This window comes from Nissabacter archeti, assembly GCF_018257325.1.
GTDB lineage: Bacteria > Pseudomonadota > Gammaproteobacteria > Enterobacterales > Enterobacteriaceae > Chimaeribacter > Chimaeribacter arupi.
Map to the genome: position 1 here is coordinate 205238 of NZ_JAERKB010000007.1, position 16868 is coordinate 222105.

Here is a 16868-nt window from a genome sequence, read left to right on the forward strand (position 1 = left end):
CCAAATAATGTTAGTGTCGTGAGCGGGTAGGCGGTATGTGCCTGGTACATCGCAAGCCATTCAATACAGGATGCCTGAAAGCGGCGATGAAAGGCTGTGCGTCGAAAGAGAGTCAGAATGACTCTTTATGAGAGAATGAGCGATATCTATTAAGTGACTAGACAAAGCGACTTTGATTTTTCAGGCCGGTCAGTTATTCCATATGCACATGACTACAGGCACGGCGATTATGAAGACTGGCATACGCACAACTGTGCTCAGCTTATTCATACGCTGAGTGGTGTTATTCGCGTTGAGACCCGGCTCGGATTGTGGATAGTCCCTCCTTCACGCGGAGTATGGATACCGGCAAATATCCCACATGCTCTTCATATCACAGGGGATGTCAAGGCGAGGGTGTTTTTGTAGAGCCGCTGGCTCGGGCTGATCTGCCCGTCATCTGTCAGGTTGTTGGCGTGAGTGACCTGTTACGGGAGCTGATTATCTGCGCGCTGACGCTTCCTGAAGACTACACGCCCGGAAGCCGGGCTGAACGTGTTTACGAACTGATGCTTGATGAAGTTCGCGTTATGGACACGCTTCCGTTTCACCTGCCAGAGCCGGTCTCAGAGCGACTGAAACGGCTATGCCAAGCCGTTCGCGATGCACCGCATGAGACTTGGTCAATTGAGCAGGCGGCCGTAAAAATCAACGCCAGCGGGCGTACGCTCAACCGCCATTTTTACCAGCAAACTGGCATGCAGTTCAGCGAGTGGGTTCGGCGAGCACGTCTTCTGCACGCCCTGACGCGCCTGGCGCAGGGCGAGCAAATAACGCGGGTGGCTCTGGATTCAGGTTATGCCAGCCCCGGCGCGTTCAGCGTTATGTTCCGGCGGGTAATGGGAATGACGCCCAGTGATTACTTCAGCAAGTGACGAAATCCGCTGCAGCGTTTAGCATAGCCTGCAGAGAGGCACGGGTAATGTCACTGTCAATACTGACTCCCCATGCGCACCTCCCCGTGCGGTCCTGGCAGCACACATAAGCGACGGAGCGACTGTCGCTGCGTTTACCAAGTGCATGCTCCTGATAACTCACTATTTCAAGCTCTGTTTTTACCTCCCGGCAAAGGGCTGTAAGAGCCGCTGAAAGGAAACCATTTCCCTCTCCCGTCAGGCTCAGCTTTTTACCATGGCATATGAGCTCAGCAGAAAGCACTGTACGCTGGTCAGGCTGATTGTTGCAGACATACTCTTTTAAACGAATTGGTGGTGCGTCAACAATGCCATACGCCTGACGAAACAGGTTCCAGACAGCCATCTGTGACAATTCTTTCTCACCACGTTCCGCCTCTTTTTGCACACGAAGGCTGAATGCCTGCTGAAGCGGGCGTGGCAGGATAAGGTTATGATTTTGCTCGAGTAGCCAGGCCGCACCGCTTTTACCTGACTGGCTGTTCACACGGATAACCGCTTCATAGCTGCAACCGATATCTGCCGGATCGAGCGGCAGATAGGGGATTTTCCAGAAAGAATCTGATGTGCCCAGCCGTGCAGCAAATCCTTTCTTGATTGCGTCCTGATGGGAGCCGGAAAAAGCAGTAAAAACCAGTTCGCCGGCGTAGGGATGACGCGGCGCAACAGGCAGCTGATTGCATTCCTCCACCACTTCAACCACCTTTTTCATCTGACTGAAGTCGAGACCGGGTGAGATGCCCTGCGTATAAAGATTCAGCGCCAGCGTCACTAAATCAGCATTGCCAGTACGCTCTCCGTTTCCAAACAGGCAGCCTTCAACGCGATCAGCGCCAGCCAGTAGTGCAAGCTCAGCACAGGCAATTCCTGTTCCACGATCGTTGTGTGGATGAACGCTTATACAAACCTGCTGGCGGCGCGAAAAATGGCGGCAAAAATATTCTATCTGATCGGCGTAAATATTAGGCATGCTGACCTCAACCGTTGCAGGAAGGTTGATAATCATGGGACGAGACGTATCCGGCTCCCAGGCCTCTGCCACGGCCTCACAAATCTGAAGGGCAAAATCAGGCTCAGTAAAGCAGAACGTTTCAGGAGAATACTGAAATGTCCAATCGGTTTCCGGCGTCTCATCGCATAATCGACGGATTTGCCTGGTCGCGTCGATGGCAAGCTGAACAATTTCATCACGTGTCTGACGAAAGACGATTTCCCTGAAAAGTGGCGCCGTCGCATTATATAAATGAACTGTCGCCTGATGAACTCCCTGCAATGATACAAATGTCCGCCTAATCAAATCCTCTCTTGCCTGAGTTAAAACCTGAATGTTCACATTTTTTGGAATGCGTTTACCTTCAATGAGCGTCCGCACAAAATCAAAATCCGTTTGTGAAGCAGAGGGAAACGCGACCTCGATTTCACGGAAACCACAAGCTATTAGAAGATCCCAAAATTTCAATTTCCGGGCGTTGTCCATGGGCTCAGCAAGCGACTGATTACCATCGCGTAAATCCGTAGAAAGCCAGCGCGGTGGATGGGTCAACGTGTTATCCGGCCATTGCCTGTCAGTAAGACTGACAGGAGGATGCGCTTTATACTTGAGTGAAGGATTTTTCAACATACCGGGTTCCTCTTTAACAAAGATGCCCCAGTGTCGTGCTAAATCGGCCCCAAAACTCATCAGAAGATGACAACTGCTTATTCAAAAATGACAACTGCGAAGTAGGGATTTTTAGCGGACATATGAACAGGATAAAAATCATTCATGCCTTTATTTTGCTGTAATGCTTCTCAGGCTGACAGCTGATTGAAATATCACTTACTATCTCCAGCATTATTTACTGAGTTCTGTCAGGCAACAAAGCCGTTCTGCGTAATGGGATTTTTACTTCGTTACCCTGTTAAGCGGAATGCTGAAGGCCGCTCTTGGCACAGAGCTGCCAGTGAGCAGGTTTCAAGAGCAGCTATGAGAGAAAAGCGGACATTTCGATAACATGCTCATTGTCAGAATAAGCAAGAATGCATAGTGAATTTTTACTCGATTCGATATAACTGAAACAAAGGACAATCCCAACATAGAGGTAAGCATGGCGCTTTCGCATGAACTAATTCTTATTTACACCACTTACTTTGTCGCAACAGCCAGCCCAGGGCCAAGTAATATGGCTATTATGGGTACGGCCATGAATAAGGGCCGCGGTGCAGCTTTGGCTCTGGCAGGTGGTGTCATCGGCGGTTCGATGATGTGGGCGCTTCTGGCGGCCTGCGGCGTGTTAACCGTTCTTGCAACTTTTGCTCAATTGCTGATCGTGTTAAAAATTGGAGGTGGGTTGTATCTGTTATGGCTGGCATGTAAAGCGGGTAAATCTGCGCTTTCCCGCTCTGACGCCAGCGTGTGTAAATCACAGGACAAAAGCGTCGCATATGGCAAACTTTTCCAGCAGGGCATCCTGATGCACGTCGGCAATCCTAAAGCGATCCTCACCTGGGTGGCGATCATGTCCGTAGCACTTAAACCGGGCGCGGCAGCCTCTGCTTTACCTGAGATAGTTTTCGGCTGTGCGACTATTTGTGTGGCAGTATTCTGCGGCTATGCGCTGCTGTTCTCGACTCCATTAATGAGCGCATTTTATCGTCGTATTCGTCGCGGGCTTGATGCGTTATTAGCCTCCTGCTTCGCTATTGCAGGGCTAAAGCTGATATTTAGCCGTAGCTGAAGATATAGCGCCTTAATCCTTATTCATACTACATCTGTTTTAGTTGTGTCCGCTTCTGGCATAGGGCTGCAACAGCAGCCCTCGCGATTTAGACTTCAATCGACTCAGATATCTCCAAGGCATCATCGACTTCAATGCCAAGGTAACGAACTGTGCTTTCAAGTTTTTTATGACCCAACAGTAGCTGGATCACCCGGAGGTTTTTCGTTTTTTTGTAGATCAGATATGGTTTAGTTCTGCGCATAGAATGCGTACTGTAAAGCGAATCGTCGAGACCTAACTTCTCAATCCAACCATGAAAAATACGGTTATATTGCCTGGTTGAGATGTGGCGTGCAGAGCCGACGCGGGACTGGAAAAGATAGTCGCCACTGCGCAGATGAGCCATTCTAATCCATGCAGCTACTGCCTCTCTGGTTCCTTTAGTCAGTTCAAACTGAACAGGACTCCCCGTTTTTTGCTGCAGTACTGTCGCTCTGCCCGAAACAGAATGTCCGTAGGCTACATCAGAAACCTTCAGCTTCACCAGATCACAGTCCCGAAGTTTACTGTCCAGAGCAAGGTTAAACAGAGCCAGGTCGCGTACTTTTCCTTCCAGCTCGAGTCGGATGCGAATTCCCCAGATATGAGATATCTGAAGAGGTCGCTTCTGGCCAATGATACGGCTTTTGTTCCAGGGGGATATTGTCATGTTCAATCTCCATTAGGCAGGAGATGTGATTATGGATGTCCCATATGAGCGAGAAGCGGACGTTCAGGCTCGAATTGAGCCTGAGGTTATTAAATAGTTATGATATATCAGACAGACCAGCCAGCCGGGCTGTCTGATACAACTCAGCTAGATCCAGACATCGCTTTCAGCGGTGCGTTCCCCACCCTCATGTCCGGTATTCAGCACACCACAGGGTTCTATCATCATCATTTTTACCGTCGTTTGGGCTGACGTTTTATGTTCTACACCTTTTGGTACAACGTAGATTTCTCCCGGATTAACGAGGACGTGGCCGTCGCGAAAATCGATACGCAATACGCCCTCCACTACTATAAAGGCCTCGTCGGTTTCAGGATGTGAGTGCCAGATGAAGTCGCCCGCTATTTTCACGATTTTGAACTGGTAATCGTTCATCTGCGCAATGACTTTTGGCTGCCAGTGGGTGTCGAAAAGAGAGAATTTTTGTTCCAGATTTACCGGTAAATACATGATGACATTCCTTAATGTTTAAGAAACGTCGAGGATAAATAAAGTGGCTGTGACGGTCTTGAACGATCGTGCAACTCAGGCACAATGGGGGTGAATGAAGGTTTGCCAACGGCCCGGAGAAATACCGTATGCTTTTATAAACTGCCGTGTCATATGGCTTTGATCTGAGAACCCTGCCTCTAAAGCAGATTCAGCAAGTGACAGACCTATCTGAATAAGATGTCTGCAGTATGCAAGACGGCGCATTGTTACATAGCGATAAGGACTCGTGCCGAAAAGTGTCCGAAAATCCCGGCTCAGGCTCCAGCGATCTTTACCACAGACGATAGATAAGGTTTCCAGCGTAATGTTTTGGCTGAATTCAGATTGTATATATTCGCGCGCGCGCTCTGCAGACTGATAATCCACAAGGCAGCGACGAAAGCGTTGCCCTCCTACGACGGCCAAAGTCTGGGCAAGATCATAAAGTGCATCCTCCTCTTCAAGGACATCAATAGAATCTTCTGATGCTTTTAACAGCGGTCCGGTAGCGGCAAAAAGCCGGGGATCTGCTGATAATCCACCTGGAATAAATGGTAATGGTTTTCCGCCCAAAATTTTCTGAATTAACGCCGGCTCGATATACAGCATCCGGTACTGAAATCCTTCTGTCGTTCCTGCCTCACCATCATGAATTTCATCCGGATGCAGGACTATTGTCCCGCCTGGTAAACTGTGTTGTTTACTGTCTCGGTAACGAAAGCTTTGCACACCTGACAGTGTCCTGCCGATCGCATAAGTATCATGCCGATGAGGTTCATAACCATATCCACTGAAGTAAGCCTCCAGGCGTTCAATTTTTCCCGGCGTGTGTGCAACTCTGACCCAGTCTTTATTCGATTGTGGAGCTGACATGCGCGACACCTGCTTCCAGTTAAAGGAGAATTTCTACCATAACCTTATCGGGTTCTATTTTGAAAGAAGTTGATGAAAGCGCGTTGGTCTCACATTCAGGTTCGTTCTGCCAGATGCATCAAAAACGCATCAAAAACTGCCAGTAACCCTGTTCAATCCGGGACTATAGGTAATAAAAACGCGTAACCCCTGCACATATGTCCGCTTTTGGCACAGAGCAGCCTGACGAATGCCAAAATGACCGCATCTGGCACTCTGAAGCCCATTGAAGACCTCCGGCAGCTTTGAGCGGGAGGCGGCCGTCCGGCATCAGCTCTTCCTGGTGAACAGTCATGCCGATGAAGGGAGTAAGCCCGTAGCCGCTCGTCCTGACGGCCAGATGATTATCACTGAGGTTTGGCCCGGCAATGACGTGCGCTCCGCGTTCCTCCGCCTCCCACTTCCGGCATTTTAGCCGTCTCAAACCGTTCATCTATACTGACTATTGCAATAGTCATTTGCCGACGAGGCCACGCACAGTGAATGGCCTGGCGCGCACCGGCTGCAAAAATCCTTGTGGCATTGCAGGATGCGACTCAGCGCTAAAAGGAAAAACCTCTGTTTATCCGGGAGATAACTAATGAAAATAACCGATTTTGTTTATTCCGCCCTGATTGGCTTTGTCGCCAGCTGCCGTTCCATGACGCCGATGGCGGCCCTGGCTACAGCACGCGCTGCCGGGCGCGACACCTCAGGCAGTCTCCTGCTGCTGGACCGTCCGCTATTCAAATACGGCGCGTTAGCGATGGGCGTAGGTGAACTCTTTGGCGACAAGATGAAGTCAGCGCCGGACCGCACCGTGTTTTTGGGCTTGTCAGCACGCGTGGCCAGTGCAGGGATTGCGGGCGCCGCATTGGCACCCCGCGGAGAAGAAAAAACCGGGGCAGCGATCGCTGTCTCTGCCGCTGTGCCACTTGCCTATGCAACGCTTGCGGCACGCAAAAAGGCCATGGCAGCGATGGGGCAGACCAAGAGCGGCCTGATTGAAGATACGCTCATCGTTGCTCTCGGCGCCGCGGTGGTCTTCTTCGCCACGCGCCCACATCGTATTTAAACGCACGCAGTCTTCAAGGGATGTAACGTCGCGATGTGCTGCTTTGCCATCACAAATTTTCGGCCGGGGGAAAGGATATGCGGAACAGCGTTGATGGCGACGGGTGATGTCGAGAATGACGCCGCCCGACTTAACGAGCCTGCCGCAATCCGCGACTGTCAGGCTGCCGTGCGTACTGCCTGTCCAGCGTCTTTGGAACCGGCTGCTTATAGCCAAGGACGGCATCCGCACCGATCGTTTGCACTGCGTCCATCGCCTCTGCGGCCACCGATGCACCCAAGGCCTTGGCGATCTGCGTTAATGAAAACACATCACGATTTTTTTCAATTCAGCCAACGTCCGCTTCTGACACAAAACAGACCGCCGCATAAACCTATGGTCGTTATGAGCGAGGAGCGGACATTTCCGCTTCAGCCTGGCAGCGCTTAACCCCCCTTTAACCTTCCAAATATGGGAAGTATCTTCTTATTTTTGCCGATTTATTCCTGTTTTTGATAAATGTATATTCTGAAACGGCTCATTTACGGCTACCGCCGGTAAATAGGTGGGGCATGTTAAACGTGCATAATGTGAGCAACTGACCGTAATGACGATATAAACGGTATTGGGGAGACAGTGGCACAGTACGAGGCCACATAGTGATCTTTCATTGCTGATGGTGCCGACATGTTCTACCGAAAGCGGGAAGGTGGCCCTATGAAAATTAGCGAGGATAGCGTGATGAATAAAGATAGCGGGCATTCACAACCCGATTTGCAGGTTGTGCTTCAGGCATATATGAAAGGCGAGTCGGTCCCCTGTTCTCCAACTGAAGCCTATATGCATGAGGTTCTGACTCAATATATTGACGCCTTAAACCAGAAGAACCCTCAGAAAATCCTGGATATGTACGCGGAAGACGCAGTGATTATTGATCCGGTGGGCGCAAATCCTGTCTCCGGGAAACGTCATATTGAAACCTTTGTCAGGGAGGGGCTGTCTGCAATGCGAAAAGCGGAATTATCTGCTCCGATTCGCACATCTCCCGGTGGGTCAGCGGCCATGGCTTTCACAATTAACATGGATTTTGGCGACCACGAAGTGCTTATCCAGGTGGTAGACGTAATGCGCTTTAATGCGGACGGTAAAATTGTGGCGCTAAACGCTCACTGGGGTGTGGATGACATACAAATTATTAAAGGTGAAAAAGAGACGTTTCTTCCGAAATATATGCCTGATGTCAATATATTACGACCACCTACGGAAGCTCATATGCGGGGTGTGCTGCATTCCTATCTCGATCATATCAATAATAAAGATGTCGATGCCTTTCTGGGTTTGTTTGCGCAGGATTTCAGTGGTGAGGATCCGGTAGGCACAGCACCGATTACAGGGTTAGAAAACCTGGCGTCTTTTGTAAAAAACGGGATGGCTTCCAGGGTAGAGCTCAATGCACCTGTACGGGCAACGCAGGGGAAATCTGCTGCGATGGCGTTCTCCATTCATACAGAACTGGGAGGGAAAAACGTCATTATCGACGTTATCGACGTAATGAAATTCAATGAGGCGGGAGAGATTGTGGAGACAAAAGCCTACTGGGGTGAGAAGAACGTCAGAACCACTGAGGTGAACGGATAATATTAATGTCTTGAGGCCCGTATCCGGACAGTGAATTCAACCACGTCCGCTTCCGGCACCAAGCTGCCGGGCGCGTGGCCCTGTCCGCGTTGAGCAGGGAGCGGACATTGCGCCAGGAAGCGGTGTCAGAAGCGGGTTATCAGAGAGGGCCGGCTCTTCTTCAGAGACAGAAGCCCGGCGAAACCGGGCCTCTGAAAAGCCGAGGGAGTGCAGGTAATCGCTTGGTCGTTGGTTCAAACTCAACAGGGAAGCCAAATTTTATCTTTATAATTAGATAATTAATCCACCTTGCACGGTGGCTTTTTTATTGGCAGCGCATTCTATTGGCAGCAAAATGGCAGCAGGTTTTTAAAACGCATCCTGCACCACCTGCCGCTTTACGCTTTCCGCCCAGCTTTCGTCCCAGCGGTCTACTGAAAACGACCAGGCAAGGTCAGGCAGGAATGAGGCGGGACAGGTTGCCGGATCCCATAAATCACGCAGCGGCACATCCAGCCCGGAAATCCCGCTGCACGTCGGCGCTCAAACACCGATGAGCCGGGCGGTAACAGGCTGTTAGTCATCCGTGCCCCCATTTTTCACCGTCCAGCCCCGGCACCATGCGGCCTGCGTTTTATCCAGCACGACGTCTTTAGCCGGTGATGCCAGCTCAACGCGCTGCACCCCTTCAACATGCAAGGCGGCATAAATGGCGGGTTGCCGGATGTCACGCCCCAGCCTTGACTGATTGGCGATATAGGTCTGCAATTTGGCTTTTGACGCGGCCAGGATCGGCTCCGCCTCTGGTCCGGGGTACAGATACAACGTGGCGTCAATGGCGTAAGGGATAATCTCAGCCGCCTGCACTGTCACCCGGTCGGCCAGCGGGCGCACGCTTTCATCATTCAGGGCATCGTTCACTGCACTAAGCAGGTCAGCATCGGCCAGCCCGTTACCTTCGCGGCTCAATACAGTGATCAGGACTTCCGCCGGGGCCGGGCTGGTTGCCGACACGTCCGACACCCGCCCATCCGCGCTTTTGGCGTGAAACTCATAAGCGGCCCTCGGCCCGGCCACGCTCAGCCCCTCAAAGTCATCAAACACACGCAGGCGCAGCGCATCGTCTGATTCCATGACAGCCTCAACCGGCGGCACGGCGTCCGGGTCGGCAGGCGTCGTGACCAGGCGCGACACGTTATAGTTTGCTGCCAGCTGATCCAGATCGCTGCCGAGCGCATAGGCCACCATGACGGCCTGCGCCGCCTCGTTGATGCGCTGGCGCAACAGAATTTCCCGGTAGGTGCTTTCCTGCAGCTGCTTCACTATGGGTTCTGATTCCAGCGCCAGCGTGCGGCGCACAGCGTCCTGTTCGTCCGCCGGATAGAGCGCAATAAACGATTCCTTGCGCGTCGTCAGCAGTGTTTCAAAATCCGGTGCCTCAACTACCTGCGGCGCGGGCAGCTGTGAAAGGTCAATGACTGCCACTGTTCACCCCCGTTGAAACTGACAGTGAGAGGGGCGCGCCGTCGCTGCGCTGCCCAGTTAATTCCACAACCATTGAGCCATCAAAGGCACTGCTTATATTGATGGTGTCCAGGGTAATACGCGGTTCCCAGCGACTCAGCGCCGAATAGGTTGCCGCCATAACCTGCAAGCGTGTTGCGGCGCTCTGTGGCTGGTCCATTAGCTTGAAAATCAGCGAGCCGTAATCACGCCGAGCTATGCGGCTGCCTTGCGGCGTCACCAGAATGTCACGCACGGACTGGCGGATATGGTCCGTATCCGTGAGCGACTTTCCGGTCTGCTGGTTCATCCCCTGATATTTCATTACTGCGGCCCTCCTGACATATCGCTGCCGGATTTCACCTTGTCGTGTACGTGCGCATCTACCACGATGCCGTTTGAACTCATCGCGCCGCCGCCCTGCGTGACACTGCCGTTAATCACGGAATCCCCGTTGATACGGGTCTGGTCAGCATTGATGCCGAACTGGCTGGTTAATAACTGAATGCCGTCCGCCGCTTCGATGCGCACGCTTTTGATGTTCTTAATCAGCAGTTGCCCGGTTTCAGGTTCGTATTGAAACCAGCCGCCGTCTTTGAACACGGTAGTGCTGCCATCTTCTGAAAAATCGGGCGGCGGGAAGGCATCGGAATATATGGCGGGCAACGCAAAGGCGGTTTCAAGATTGCCGCCCAGGCTCAGCAGCAACACCTGTTCCCCGACGGTTGGTTTCCACCACGTGCGGGTGTTACCGGCGCGCATGGTAAGCCAGTTAATCCAGTTGGTTTCCAGTTCGCCTGTTTTCACCCGGCATAGCCAGTTCACCGGGTCCACTTCCGAGACTGTGCCGGTGCGGATCAGGTTGGTGATAAGGCGCATAATTTCGGTAAGTTGTGTGTTCATGCTTTAAGACTGCCATTAGATAAAAGCAAAAGGGATCGTGATTATTTGTGTGGTATTTGGTACAAATGTTTTTTTATGGTGTGGAGGCAATGCAATGGAAACCCGGAAATACCCTACATATGAATTACGCGAGTTTGATGATGCAAATAAACTATGGGATGCACTTTCACCCACTCAGAAGATTGACCCTCACTATCCAGATAAGATTGTTTACAGGGGGCAAGCAGACGCAGATTGGGATTTAATACCCTCTATATTAAGAGAGCCACCTGCTAAATTCAATCGTGGCAATGAGCCTCAATCACATGAGATAGTCGCAAATGAAATCTTAACTCTAAATTCCTTTGTTGAGCATTGCGACCGAATAGGAATAAGAATCCCCGGAGATAGCCAATCTTTTCGTAACGAACACCTGGATTTAAACAATCAAAGTAAATGGATTAAGGATCCTTCATTATGGCCTAATCCGGAAATATTAGACCTGATGGCTATGGCTCAACATCACGGAGTACCCACAAGACTGCTAGATTGGACTCGGCTAGCATATACGGCTTTATATTTCGCAGTAAGTTCTTGTCTAGCTAATCATAAAAATTGGCAAACAAATAGCAAGCTAGCTATATGGGCTTTAAATAAAGAATGCCTAGGGCTTCATCGACAAATAAAAATCCACACTTCAGCAGGTTCAATTAGCCCGCATCTTGCTGCGCAATATGGTCTTTTTACTGTTCATCCTCACAATGGGAAAAGAGGAGAAAAAACGACAATGGTTAGCCTGGAATATTTATCAACTGACTTACCCAATCCGATATTTTTTAAGTACACATTACCTATTGCCGAAGCATTTAAAGCATTTGGCTTACTTAAAAAAGCTGGCTTTAGCGCTGCTGATATTTACCCATCAGCAGATGGTGCCGGTAAAGCAGTGCAAGATGAAATCAATTACGATAAAGCAGAACGTATAATCGAAAAAATTTAATCCTTACTCAGCCAGCGCAGCAAAGCCTCCTGCACCGTAGTTTCTACCTCGCCATTTACACCCAGCAGGGGGCGTGCTGCATACTTCACTTCTTTGCCGCCCCGGCTTACCCGGTCACGCAGGCCATAATGATGCACGCGGGCGATGCGCTGCGCCCGCCCGGCAAACGCAATTTCGGCCTGATTTGCGTTTGCCTGCGCTTTAAGATATTTCGCGGTTTTCAGCTTCGTGAACATCTTACGCCTGATGCGGCCCTGTTTTGTGCGGGCCGTCATCCGGCGCGGCTCCCACGCGGTGCCGTCCGGGCTGCGCTGTGCAGTAATGTTTTTTTGCTGGATGCGGCGCAAATCCCGTGCCACTTCGCGCAGCATCTTCGTGCGTGCTGCCGGTTCCAGATTTGCCAGCAGTGCCGCCAGCCAGGCATCAACCTCTTGCAGTTCGCTCATCAGCGGCCCGTCCAGAATTCATCCGGCGGCTCCGGCTCCGCCACTGCTTCAATCTGCATTTCGCCGTTCACTTCACGGGCCAGCACGCGCTCCGTCAGTTTCAGGTTCAGGCTCAGATCACAGGCTCCGTTACCGAGAATGTCCACCTCAAACGTAAACAGCCCCTCCCGTTCGCCAGGGTTCTGTAACAGGTCCGGCTGATTGTCCCGCAACCAGTAGAGCACCGGGGCCATCAGCAGGTTCTGATCGCCGGTAAAGTCCGTCACCACCACGTTCAAGGTGTAGCAGTATTCCCATGAGATCGACGCGGCAGAGGTGGCAACCAGTGAACCGTTGTCTACGAACAGGTGCAGACGATCAGGGTTATCCCGGACATAGGCCACGGCTTTACTCAGGGCTTTTCGTAAGGAGTGCGGCTTGTTCATCGTCTTGTTCCTGGCAGTTCACAATGGTGTCCACTTTGTCGGCGCTGGCGCTGCGTTCGTTCGGCTGGAAAGAGGTTTGGATCGGGTATGACCCGACAAAGGGCACGCAGAACGGGGACAGTGCCGGGTGCGTGGTGATTGCGCCGCCTGCCGCACCAGGCGGTAAATTCCGCATACTGGAGCGCCACCAGTGGCGCGGGATGGACTTCCGCGAACAGGCCGAACCCATCCGCAAACTTACGCAGCAGTACAACGTGACCTATATCGGCATCGACTCAACCGGCGTCGGCCACGGCGTTTATGAAAACGTAAAAGCCTTTTTCCCGCAGGTGAAGGAGTTTGTTTATAACCCAAACGTTAAAAACGCCCTGGTCCTGAAAGCCTACGACATCATCAGCCACCGCCGCCTTGAATTTGATGCCTCACATCGTGACATCGCGCAGTCATTTATGGCAATCCGCCGTGCCACCACGGCCAGCGGCAACCGCCCGACCTATGAAGCCAGCCACGCGGATTTAGCCTGGGCAACCATGCACGCCCTTTCAAACGAACCGTTACAGGGCGAAGCAGCACATACCGGTAACATTATGGAGATTTTTTAAATGAGCAAACGCAGGAACCGCACGCGCACGCAGCCCGTGCAGCAGCCAGAACAGATGACCAGCGGCGCGGCGGCGGAGGCGTTTAGCTTTGGTGACCCGATCCCGGTGCTGGACCGCCGTGAACTGCTGGACTATGTGGAATGCGTCATCATGGATCGCTGGTATGAACCGCCGGTAAGTTTTGACGGGCTGGCGCGTACGTTCCTCGCCGCCGTGCATCACAGCTTCCCCATCAACGTAAAACGCAACATTCTGACCAGCACGTTTATCCCGCACCCGCTTTTGAGCCAACAGGCTTTCAGCCGTTTCGTGCAGGATTATCTGGTCTTTGGTAACGCCTATCTGGAGAAGCGCACCAACCGATTGGGCGGCGTGCTGTCACTTGAGCCTGCGCTGGCATAGTACACACGGCACGGGACGGATTTAGACACCTACTGGTTTGTGCAGTACGGCCTGACGCCGCAGCCGTATGAATTTACGAAAGACAGCATCTTTCACCTGATGGAGCCGGATTTAAATCAGGAGGTTTACGGCCTGCCGGAGTATCTTTCCGTTATCCCGTCCATGCTGCTGAATGAGTCGGCTACCCTGTTCCGCCGCAAGTATTACATCAATGGCAGTCACGCCGGTTTCATCATGTATATGACCGACGCGGCACAGAGCCAGGAAGACGTGAACAATATCCGCAGCGCGATGAAAAGCGCGAAGGGCCCAGGCAATTTCCGCAACCTGTTCATGTACTCGCCGAACGGGAAGAAGGACGGCATTCAGATCATCCCACTGTCAGAGGTGGCCGCAAAGGATGAGTTTATGAACATCAAAAACGTGAGCCGTGATGACATGATGGCCGCGCACCGCGTGCCGCCGCAGATGATGGGCATCATCCCCAACAACACGGGCGGGTTCGGTGATATTGAAAAAGCAAATAGAGTTTTTTTAAAAAAGAATTAATACCGTTACAGAATAGAATCAGGGAGTTAAATACATTTATTGGGGACGAGATTATTTCATTTAAAGATTATGAATTATGACAATAAGAAGGGCCAATGGCCCTCTTTATTACGCCCCTGAGCATAAATCCAAAAAAGACCCTTTAAAGTAATATAAACCTGACTTATCGTTCAACTCAGAGAAAATTTTGCACGCGCGCTCATGACATTCAACCGCACTTTTTTCGCTACGACTAACAATAACAGTTTCTTTGTCCAAGCTATCGACATCTAGAAATGTTTTTAATAAAAACTGAATAACATAATCCTCTTCAGGAAATGAATACCCAACAAATATTAATACATCTGCATTCCTTAGCTGCCCTGATGACTTTATAAAAGCATTTTTAAAGTATTTATCACTATAATCTTGATCGTTAGACGGAAGAATAATATTTGGTGAAATTTTAGAGTCAGAAAGGGAATCGTAATCTATTTTAAAACTTTCGCCATCAGAAACCACCTCAAACCCACCATTCAGTTTATATAACCCAACCCCCCCACGCTTAGGGCATTGCAACTCTTGATTCAAATGAACTGGAAATCCTCTTAGAATGGTTTTTTCTGGCATAGCTCTTTTAAGAACTTTATCAATCACAATATCATAATTAGTTGTAACAACATCAACGCTAGAGCTTAACTTAAGGCCTTTGAAAAAATTTACAATACTTGCTTTTTCCTTTTTCAACCCACCTTTAGTAACAAGCTTAAATTCGGACGGAGCAACAAGCTTAGAGAATTTATTTTTTATGTAAAGTTTCACTTGCTTTTCAAAAAGATCCATCGTCTGCCTGTCTAAATGAGACGGCAGAAGACTTGGATAGCGTTTATATATGTCAATATTATATTTAAAATTTTTAAATACACTTGCTTTTTCTTTTAAGGTTGCATTTTCATCAGCCCATTTAAGATTTAATGCCTCGAACAAAGAAAAAAAGCCGTATTTTTTTATTTGCTCCACAGACTCTTTTTCTGAAATAGAAAAAACATCATCACTTAAAGGATAAGAATCATCCCAGGCCTTTGAAAAACCTGCCCCTAAAAACAAGCAAACTCTTTTTCCTTGAAATTTAAGCTTCAACTCATCATAAGAGTCAATCGATAATACATTCTTTTTTTGACTAACACCGTCGTAATCAAAATCCTCAATCATTATGCTTTCTCACCATCAGAAAAACCCAAGAAAGAAGGCAGGGCCCCAAATTCACCCCTGAAATATTTAGCAGATACTTTTGCATCCTTCCTTATTGAAAAGTTTGAAGCATTGATTATCTTAGAGGACTTAGTGTCATCTTTAATAATAATATTAAGTTCATCTCTTCTGAAACACTCATCAAGGAGAGGGATATTATGAGTCGATAAAACAAATTGCATATCGTCACGTGTACTATAATATTTTAATATATCACTTATTAAAGTGGTTGCTAAAGAGTGATGAATAGATGCGTCTACTTCATCCACATATAAAGTAAACCCTCCATCTGAAGCCCAAACCATTGCAGCGAGGAATGTTAATATGTTGATAGTGCCTTGTGAAAAGAATTGATGCCTTTCGTTTGGTCCTATAGATGTAAAACCACCGTCGATGTTTTTTATTTTATAGACAAAATGGTATTTTTTTTCAGGCCCTATAGGAATGAAATCTACTCCATCAATGTGCAATGGAGACTTTGTTATAAAATTCCCATACATACTGACAAGTGCTTTAACTCTTTTATCAATAATCCTTCTACCTTTTTCATCCCTTGGCAGGTCGGCTTCAAGTCTTTCTTCAAAAAACTCCAATCCGTCATCTAAAAATGATTCAGGGCTATATGGCAATTGCTGAATAGCCCAATAGCGAGTGTCATTGAGTTCATAAATCTCCAATGACTTTGCAAACGTAATTACAGCCCCGCTACTTTTTAGTATTGGCTTAATAAGTGCTTCATGTTTTTTATATTCGTTTTTTTTGAAGATTAAACCATTTGAATCTCTAGTAAATACACAAGATTCCCTTGCACCTTTTTTTACAGGCCGCGAGTATAAATATTCATTTTCTATATTACCAGCAAATACCGACACGCCGTATCTGAAAAAAATTTCCTTATCTTCATCAAGAATGATAACTTCATAAGATGTAGCTTTAGAGCGACATTCTTTGCTGAATAAAAAAGGCATATGTAATTCATGTAAATTATCATTATGGATGGCTCTGGCGAAATCGTTAAGTGCAGTGATCAGTTGTGTTTTGCCCGAGCCGTTACCACCGATGAGAGCTGCAAATCGATTTATACGTAAACCGTTCTTGAGTAAGATTGTATGGTCTAAAAGTTCATCGCCTGACGAAGAGACGAAGCTAAGAGTTTGTTGCTCTCTAAAGCTTTTATAATTTTCTAATGTAAACGCAACAAGCATCTGTAACCCTTATTTTTGTGATAAAAAAGCAAAAATGCCTTCTTGAGTACTCTAAACTACACGTTAGCTTTTTTCAATGTGGTAATGTGTTACAACCTTGTGGTACAGCCTTGTCGAGATGATTTTCTGGACGTAAGGCTATCGCGCGCTCGTAGCCCCGCCACGCCTGC

The 16868-nt window shown here is 49.2% G+C and carries 15 protein-coding genes and 4 pseudogenes; 7 read left to right on the forward strand and 12 right to left on the reverse strand.

Annotated elements, in window-relative coordinates; all coding sequences use genetic code 11:
* The first annotated feature begins 153 nt into the window (after positions 1-153).
* Positions 154-914, forward strand: a pseudogene (locus JK232_RS11335) (AraC family transcriptional regulator).
* Here JK232_RS11335 and leuA read toward each other — a convergent pair.
* Entirely contained in the window at positions 904-2574 is a 1671-nt protein-coding gene (gene leuA, locus JK232_RS11340; protein ID WP_212589204.1) for a 2-isopropylmalate synthase, read from the reverse strand. The pseudogene JK232_RS11335 and the gene leuA sit on opposite strands and share 11 nt — an antisense overlap.
* A 466-nt stretch (positions 2575-3040) precedes the next feature.
* Between leuA and JK232_RS11345 the strand changes: the two genes are divergently transcribed.
* On the forward strand, positions 3041-3670 hold the full coding sequence (locus JK232_RS11345; protein ID WP_101858149.1) for a LysE family translocator: 630 nt from the start codon (positions 3041-3043) through the stop codon (positions 3668-3670).
* An 88-nt stretch (positions 3671-3758) separates the two neighbouring features.
* Here JK232_RS11345 and JK232_RS11350 read toward each other — a convergent pair whose 3' ends face one another.
* The 3 genes from JK232_RS11350 to JK232_RS11360 form a co-directional block, all read right to left on the reverse strand.
* Entirely contained in the window at positions 3759-4361 is a 603-nt protein-coding gene (locus tag JK232_RS11350; RefSeq protein ID WP_212589205.1) for a site-specific integrase, read from the reverse strand.
* 147 nt (positions 4362-4508) lie between these two features.
* Entirely contained in the window at positions 4509-4871 is a 363-nt protein-coding gene (locus JK232_RS11355) for a cupin domain-containing protein (RefSeq protein WP_212589206.1), read from the reverse strand.
* 75 nt (positions 4872-4946) lie between these two features.
* Positions 4947-5765 (reverse strand): AraC family transcriptional regulator, encoded by an 819-nt coding sequence (locus tag JK232_RS11360; RefSeq protein ID WP_212589207.1) that lies wholly within the window; start codon positions 5763-5765, stop codon positions 4947-4949.
* A 619-nt stretch (positions 5766-6384) separates the two neighbouring features.
* Here JK232_RS11360 and JK232_RS11365 point away from each other — a divergent pair.
* Both JK232_RS11365 and JK232_RS11370 read left to right on the forward strand, forming a co-directional pair.
* Complete coding sequence (locus JK232_RS11365) at positions 6385-6858, forward strand: hypothetical protein (protein WP_101828118.1); 474 nt, start codon at positions 6385-6387, stop codon at positions 6856-6858.
* Between the two features lie 696 nt (positions 6859-7554).
* Positions 7555-8475: a nuclear transport factor 2 family protein gene (locus tag JK232_RS11370; protein ID WP_212589208.1), complete on the forward strand. Its 921-nt coding sequence runs from the start codon at positions 7555-7557 to the stop codon at positions 8473-8475.
* 351 nt (positions 8476-8826) lie between these two features.
* Here the strand turns inward: JK232_RS11370 and JK232_RS11375 are convergent.
* From JK232_RS11375 to JK232_RS11390, 4 genes and pseudogenes are all read right to left on the reverse strand, one after another.
* Positions 8827-9038: pseudogene (locus tag JK232_RS11375) on the reverse strand (phage tail protein I); the annotation flags it as partial.
* Entirely contained in the window at positions 9031-9939 is a 909-nt protein-coding gene (locus JK232_RS11380) for a baseplate assembly protein (RefSeq protein ID WP_212589209.1), read from the reverse strand. The pseudogene JK232_RS11375 and the gene JK232_RS11380, both read right to left, overlap by 8 nt.
* A complete protein-coding gene (locus JK232_RS11385) occupies positions 9926-10282 on the reverse strand; it encodes a GPW/gp25 family protein (RefSeq protein WP_212589210.1) in 357 nt (118 codons plus the stop codon). The genes JK232_RS11380 and JK232_RS11385 overlap by 14 nt, the downstream gene beginning before the upstream one ends.
* Positions 10282-10860, reverse strand: a complete 579-nt coding sequence (locus tag JK232_RS11390) for a phage baseplate assembly protein V (RefSeq protein ID WP_212589211.1) — start codon at positions 10858-10860, stop codon at positions 10282-10284. Before JK232_RS11390 ends, JK232_RS11385 begins: the two co-directional genes overlap by 1 nt.
* A gap of 94 nt (positions 10861-10954) precedes the next feature.
* Here JK232_RS11390 and JK232_RS11395 point away from each other — a divergent pair, with 94 nt between their 5' ends.
* On the forward strand, positions 10955-11839 hold the full coding sequence (locus JK232_RS11395) for an FRG domain-containing protein (RefSeq protein ID WP_101854569.1): 885 nt from the start codon (positions 10955-10957) through the stop codon (positions 11837-11839).
* Here the strand turns inward: JK232_RS11395 and JK232_RS11400 are convergent.
* On the reverse strand, positions 11836-12285 hold the full coding sequence (locus tag JK232_RS11400; protein ID WP_101854570.1) for a phage virion morphogenesis protein: 450 nt from the start codon (positions 12283-12285) through the stop codon (positions 11836-11838). The genes JK232_RS11395 and JK232_RS11400 overlap by 4 nt on opposite strands.
* Positions 12285-12710, reverse strand: a complete 426-nt coding sequence (locus JK232_RS11405; protein ID WP_101854571.1) for a phage tail protein — start codon at positions 12708-12710, stop codon at positions 12285-12287. The genes JK232_RS11400 and JK232_RS11405 overlap by 1 nt, the downstream gene beginning before the upstream one ends.
* 38 nt (positions 12711-12748) lie before the next feature.
* Between JK232_RS11405 and JK232_RS11410 the strand changes: the two are divergent.
* Positions 12749-13312 (forward strand): annotated as a pseudogene (locus tag JK232_RS11410) (phage terminase large subunit family protein); the annotation flags it as partial.
* A 54-nt stretch (positions 13313-13366) separates the two neighbouring features.
* Positions 13367-14343 (forward strand): annotated as a pseudogene (locus JK232_RS11415) (phage portal protein).
* Between the two features lie 28 nt (positions 14344-14371).
* Here JK232_RS11415 and JK232_RS11420 read toward each other — a convergent pair.
* Positions 14372-15454 (reverse strand): SIR2 family protein, encoded by a 1083-nt coding sequence (locus tag JK232_RS11420; protein ID WP_101854572.1) that lies wholly within the window; start codon positions 15452-15454, stop codon positions 14372-14374.
* Positions 15454-16698, reverse strand: coding sequence for an AAA family ATPase (locus tag JK232_RS11425; RefSeq protein WP_101854573.1), 1245 nt, complete (start codon positions 16696-16698; stop codon positions 15454-15456). Before JK232_RS11425 ends, JK232_RS11420 begins: the two co-directional genes overlap by 1 nt.
* Positions 16699-16868 lie beyond the last annotated feature (170 nt).

Coding starts and splice junctions, on each gene's coding strand:
- leuA (WP_212589204.1), bottom strand. CDS start 2,574: ATGTTGAAAAATCCTTCACTCAAGTATAAAGCGCATCCTCCTGTCAGT.
- JK232_RS11345 (WP_101858149.1), top strand. CDS start 3,041: ATGGCGCTTTCGCATGAACTAATTCTTATTTACACCACTTACTTTGTC.
- JK232_RS11350 (WP_212589205.1), bottom strand. CDS start 4,361: ATGACAATATCCCCCTGGAACAAAAGCCGTATCATTGGCCAGAAGCGA.
- JK232_RS11355 (WP_212589206.1), bottom strand. CDS start 4,871: ATGTATTTACCGGTAAATCTGGAACAAAAATTCTCTCTTTTCGACACC.
- JK232_RS11360 (WP_212589207.1), bottom strand. CDS start 5,765: ATGTCAGCTCCACAATCGAATAAAGACTGGGTCAGAGTTGCACACACG.
- JK232_RS11365 (WP_101828118.1), top strand. CDS start 6,385: ATGAAAATAACCGATTTTGTTTATTCCGCCCTGATTGGCTTTGTCGCC.
- JK232_RS11370 (WP_212589208.1), top strand. CDS start 7,555: ATGAAAATTAGCGAGGATAGCGTGATGAATAAAGATAGCGGGCATTCA.
- JK232_RS11385 (WP_212589210.1), bottom strand. CDS start 10,282: ATGAAATATCAGGGGATGAACCAGCAGACCGGAAAGTCGCTCACGGAT.
- JK232_RS11390 (WP_212589211.1), bottom strand. CDS start 10,860: ATGAACACACAACTTACCGAAATTATGCGCCTTATCACCAACCTGATC.
- JK232_RS11395 (WP_101854569.1), top strand. CDS start 10,955: ATGGAAACCCGGAAATACCCTACATATGAATTACGCGAGTTTGATGAT.
- JK232_RS11400 (WP_101854570.1), bottom strand. CDS start 12,285: ATGAGCGAACTGCAAGAGGTTGATGCCTGGCTGGCGGCACTGCTGGCA.
- JK232_RS11405 (WP_101854571.1), bottom strand. CDS start 12,710: ATGAACAAGCCGCACTCCTTACGAAAAGCCCTGAGTAAAGCCGTGGCC.
- JK232_RS11420 (WP_101854572.1), bottom strand. CDS start 15,454: ATGATTGAGGATTTTGATTACGACGGTGTTAGTCAAAAAAAGAATGTA.
- JK232_RS11425 (WP_101854573.1), bottom strand. CDS start 16,698: ATGCTTGTTGCGTTTACATTAGAAAATTATAAAAGCTTTAGAGAGCAA.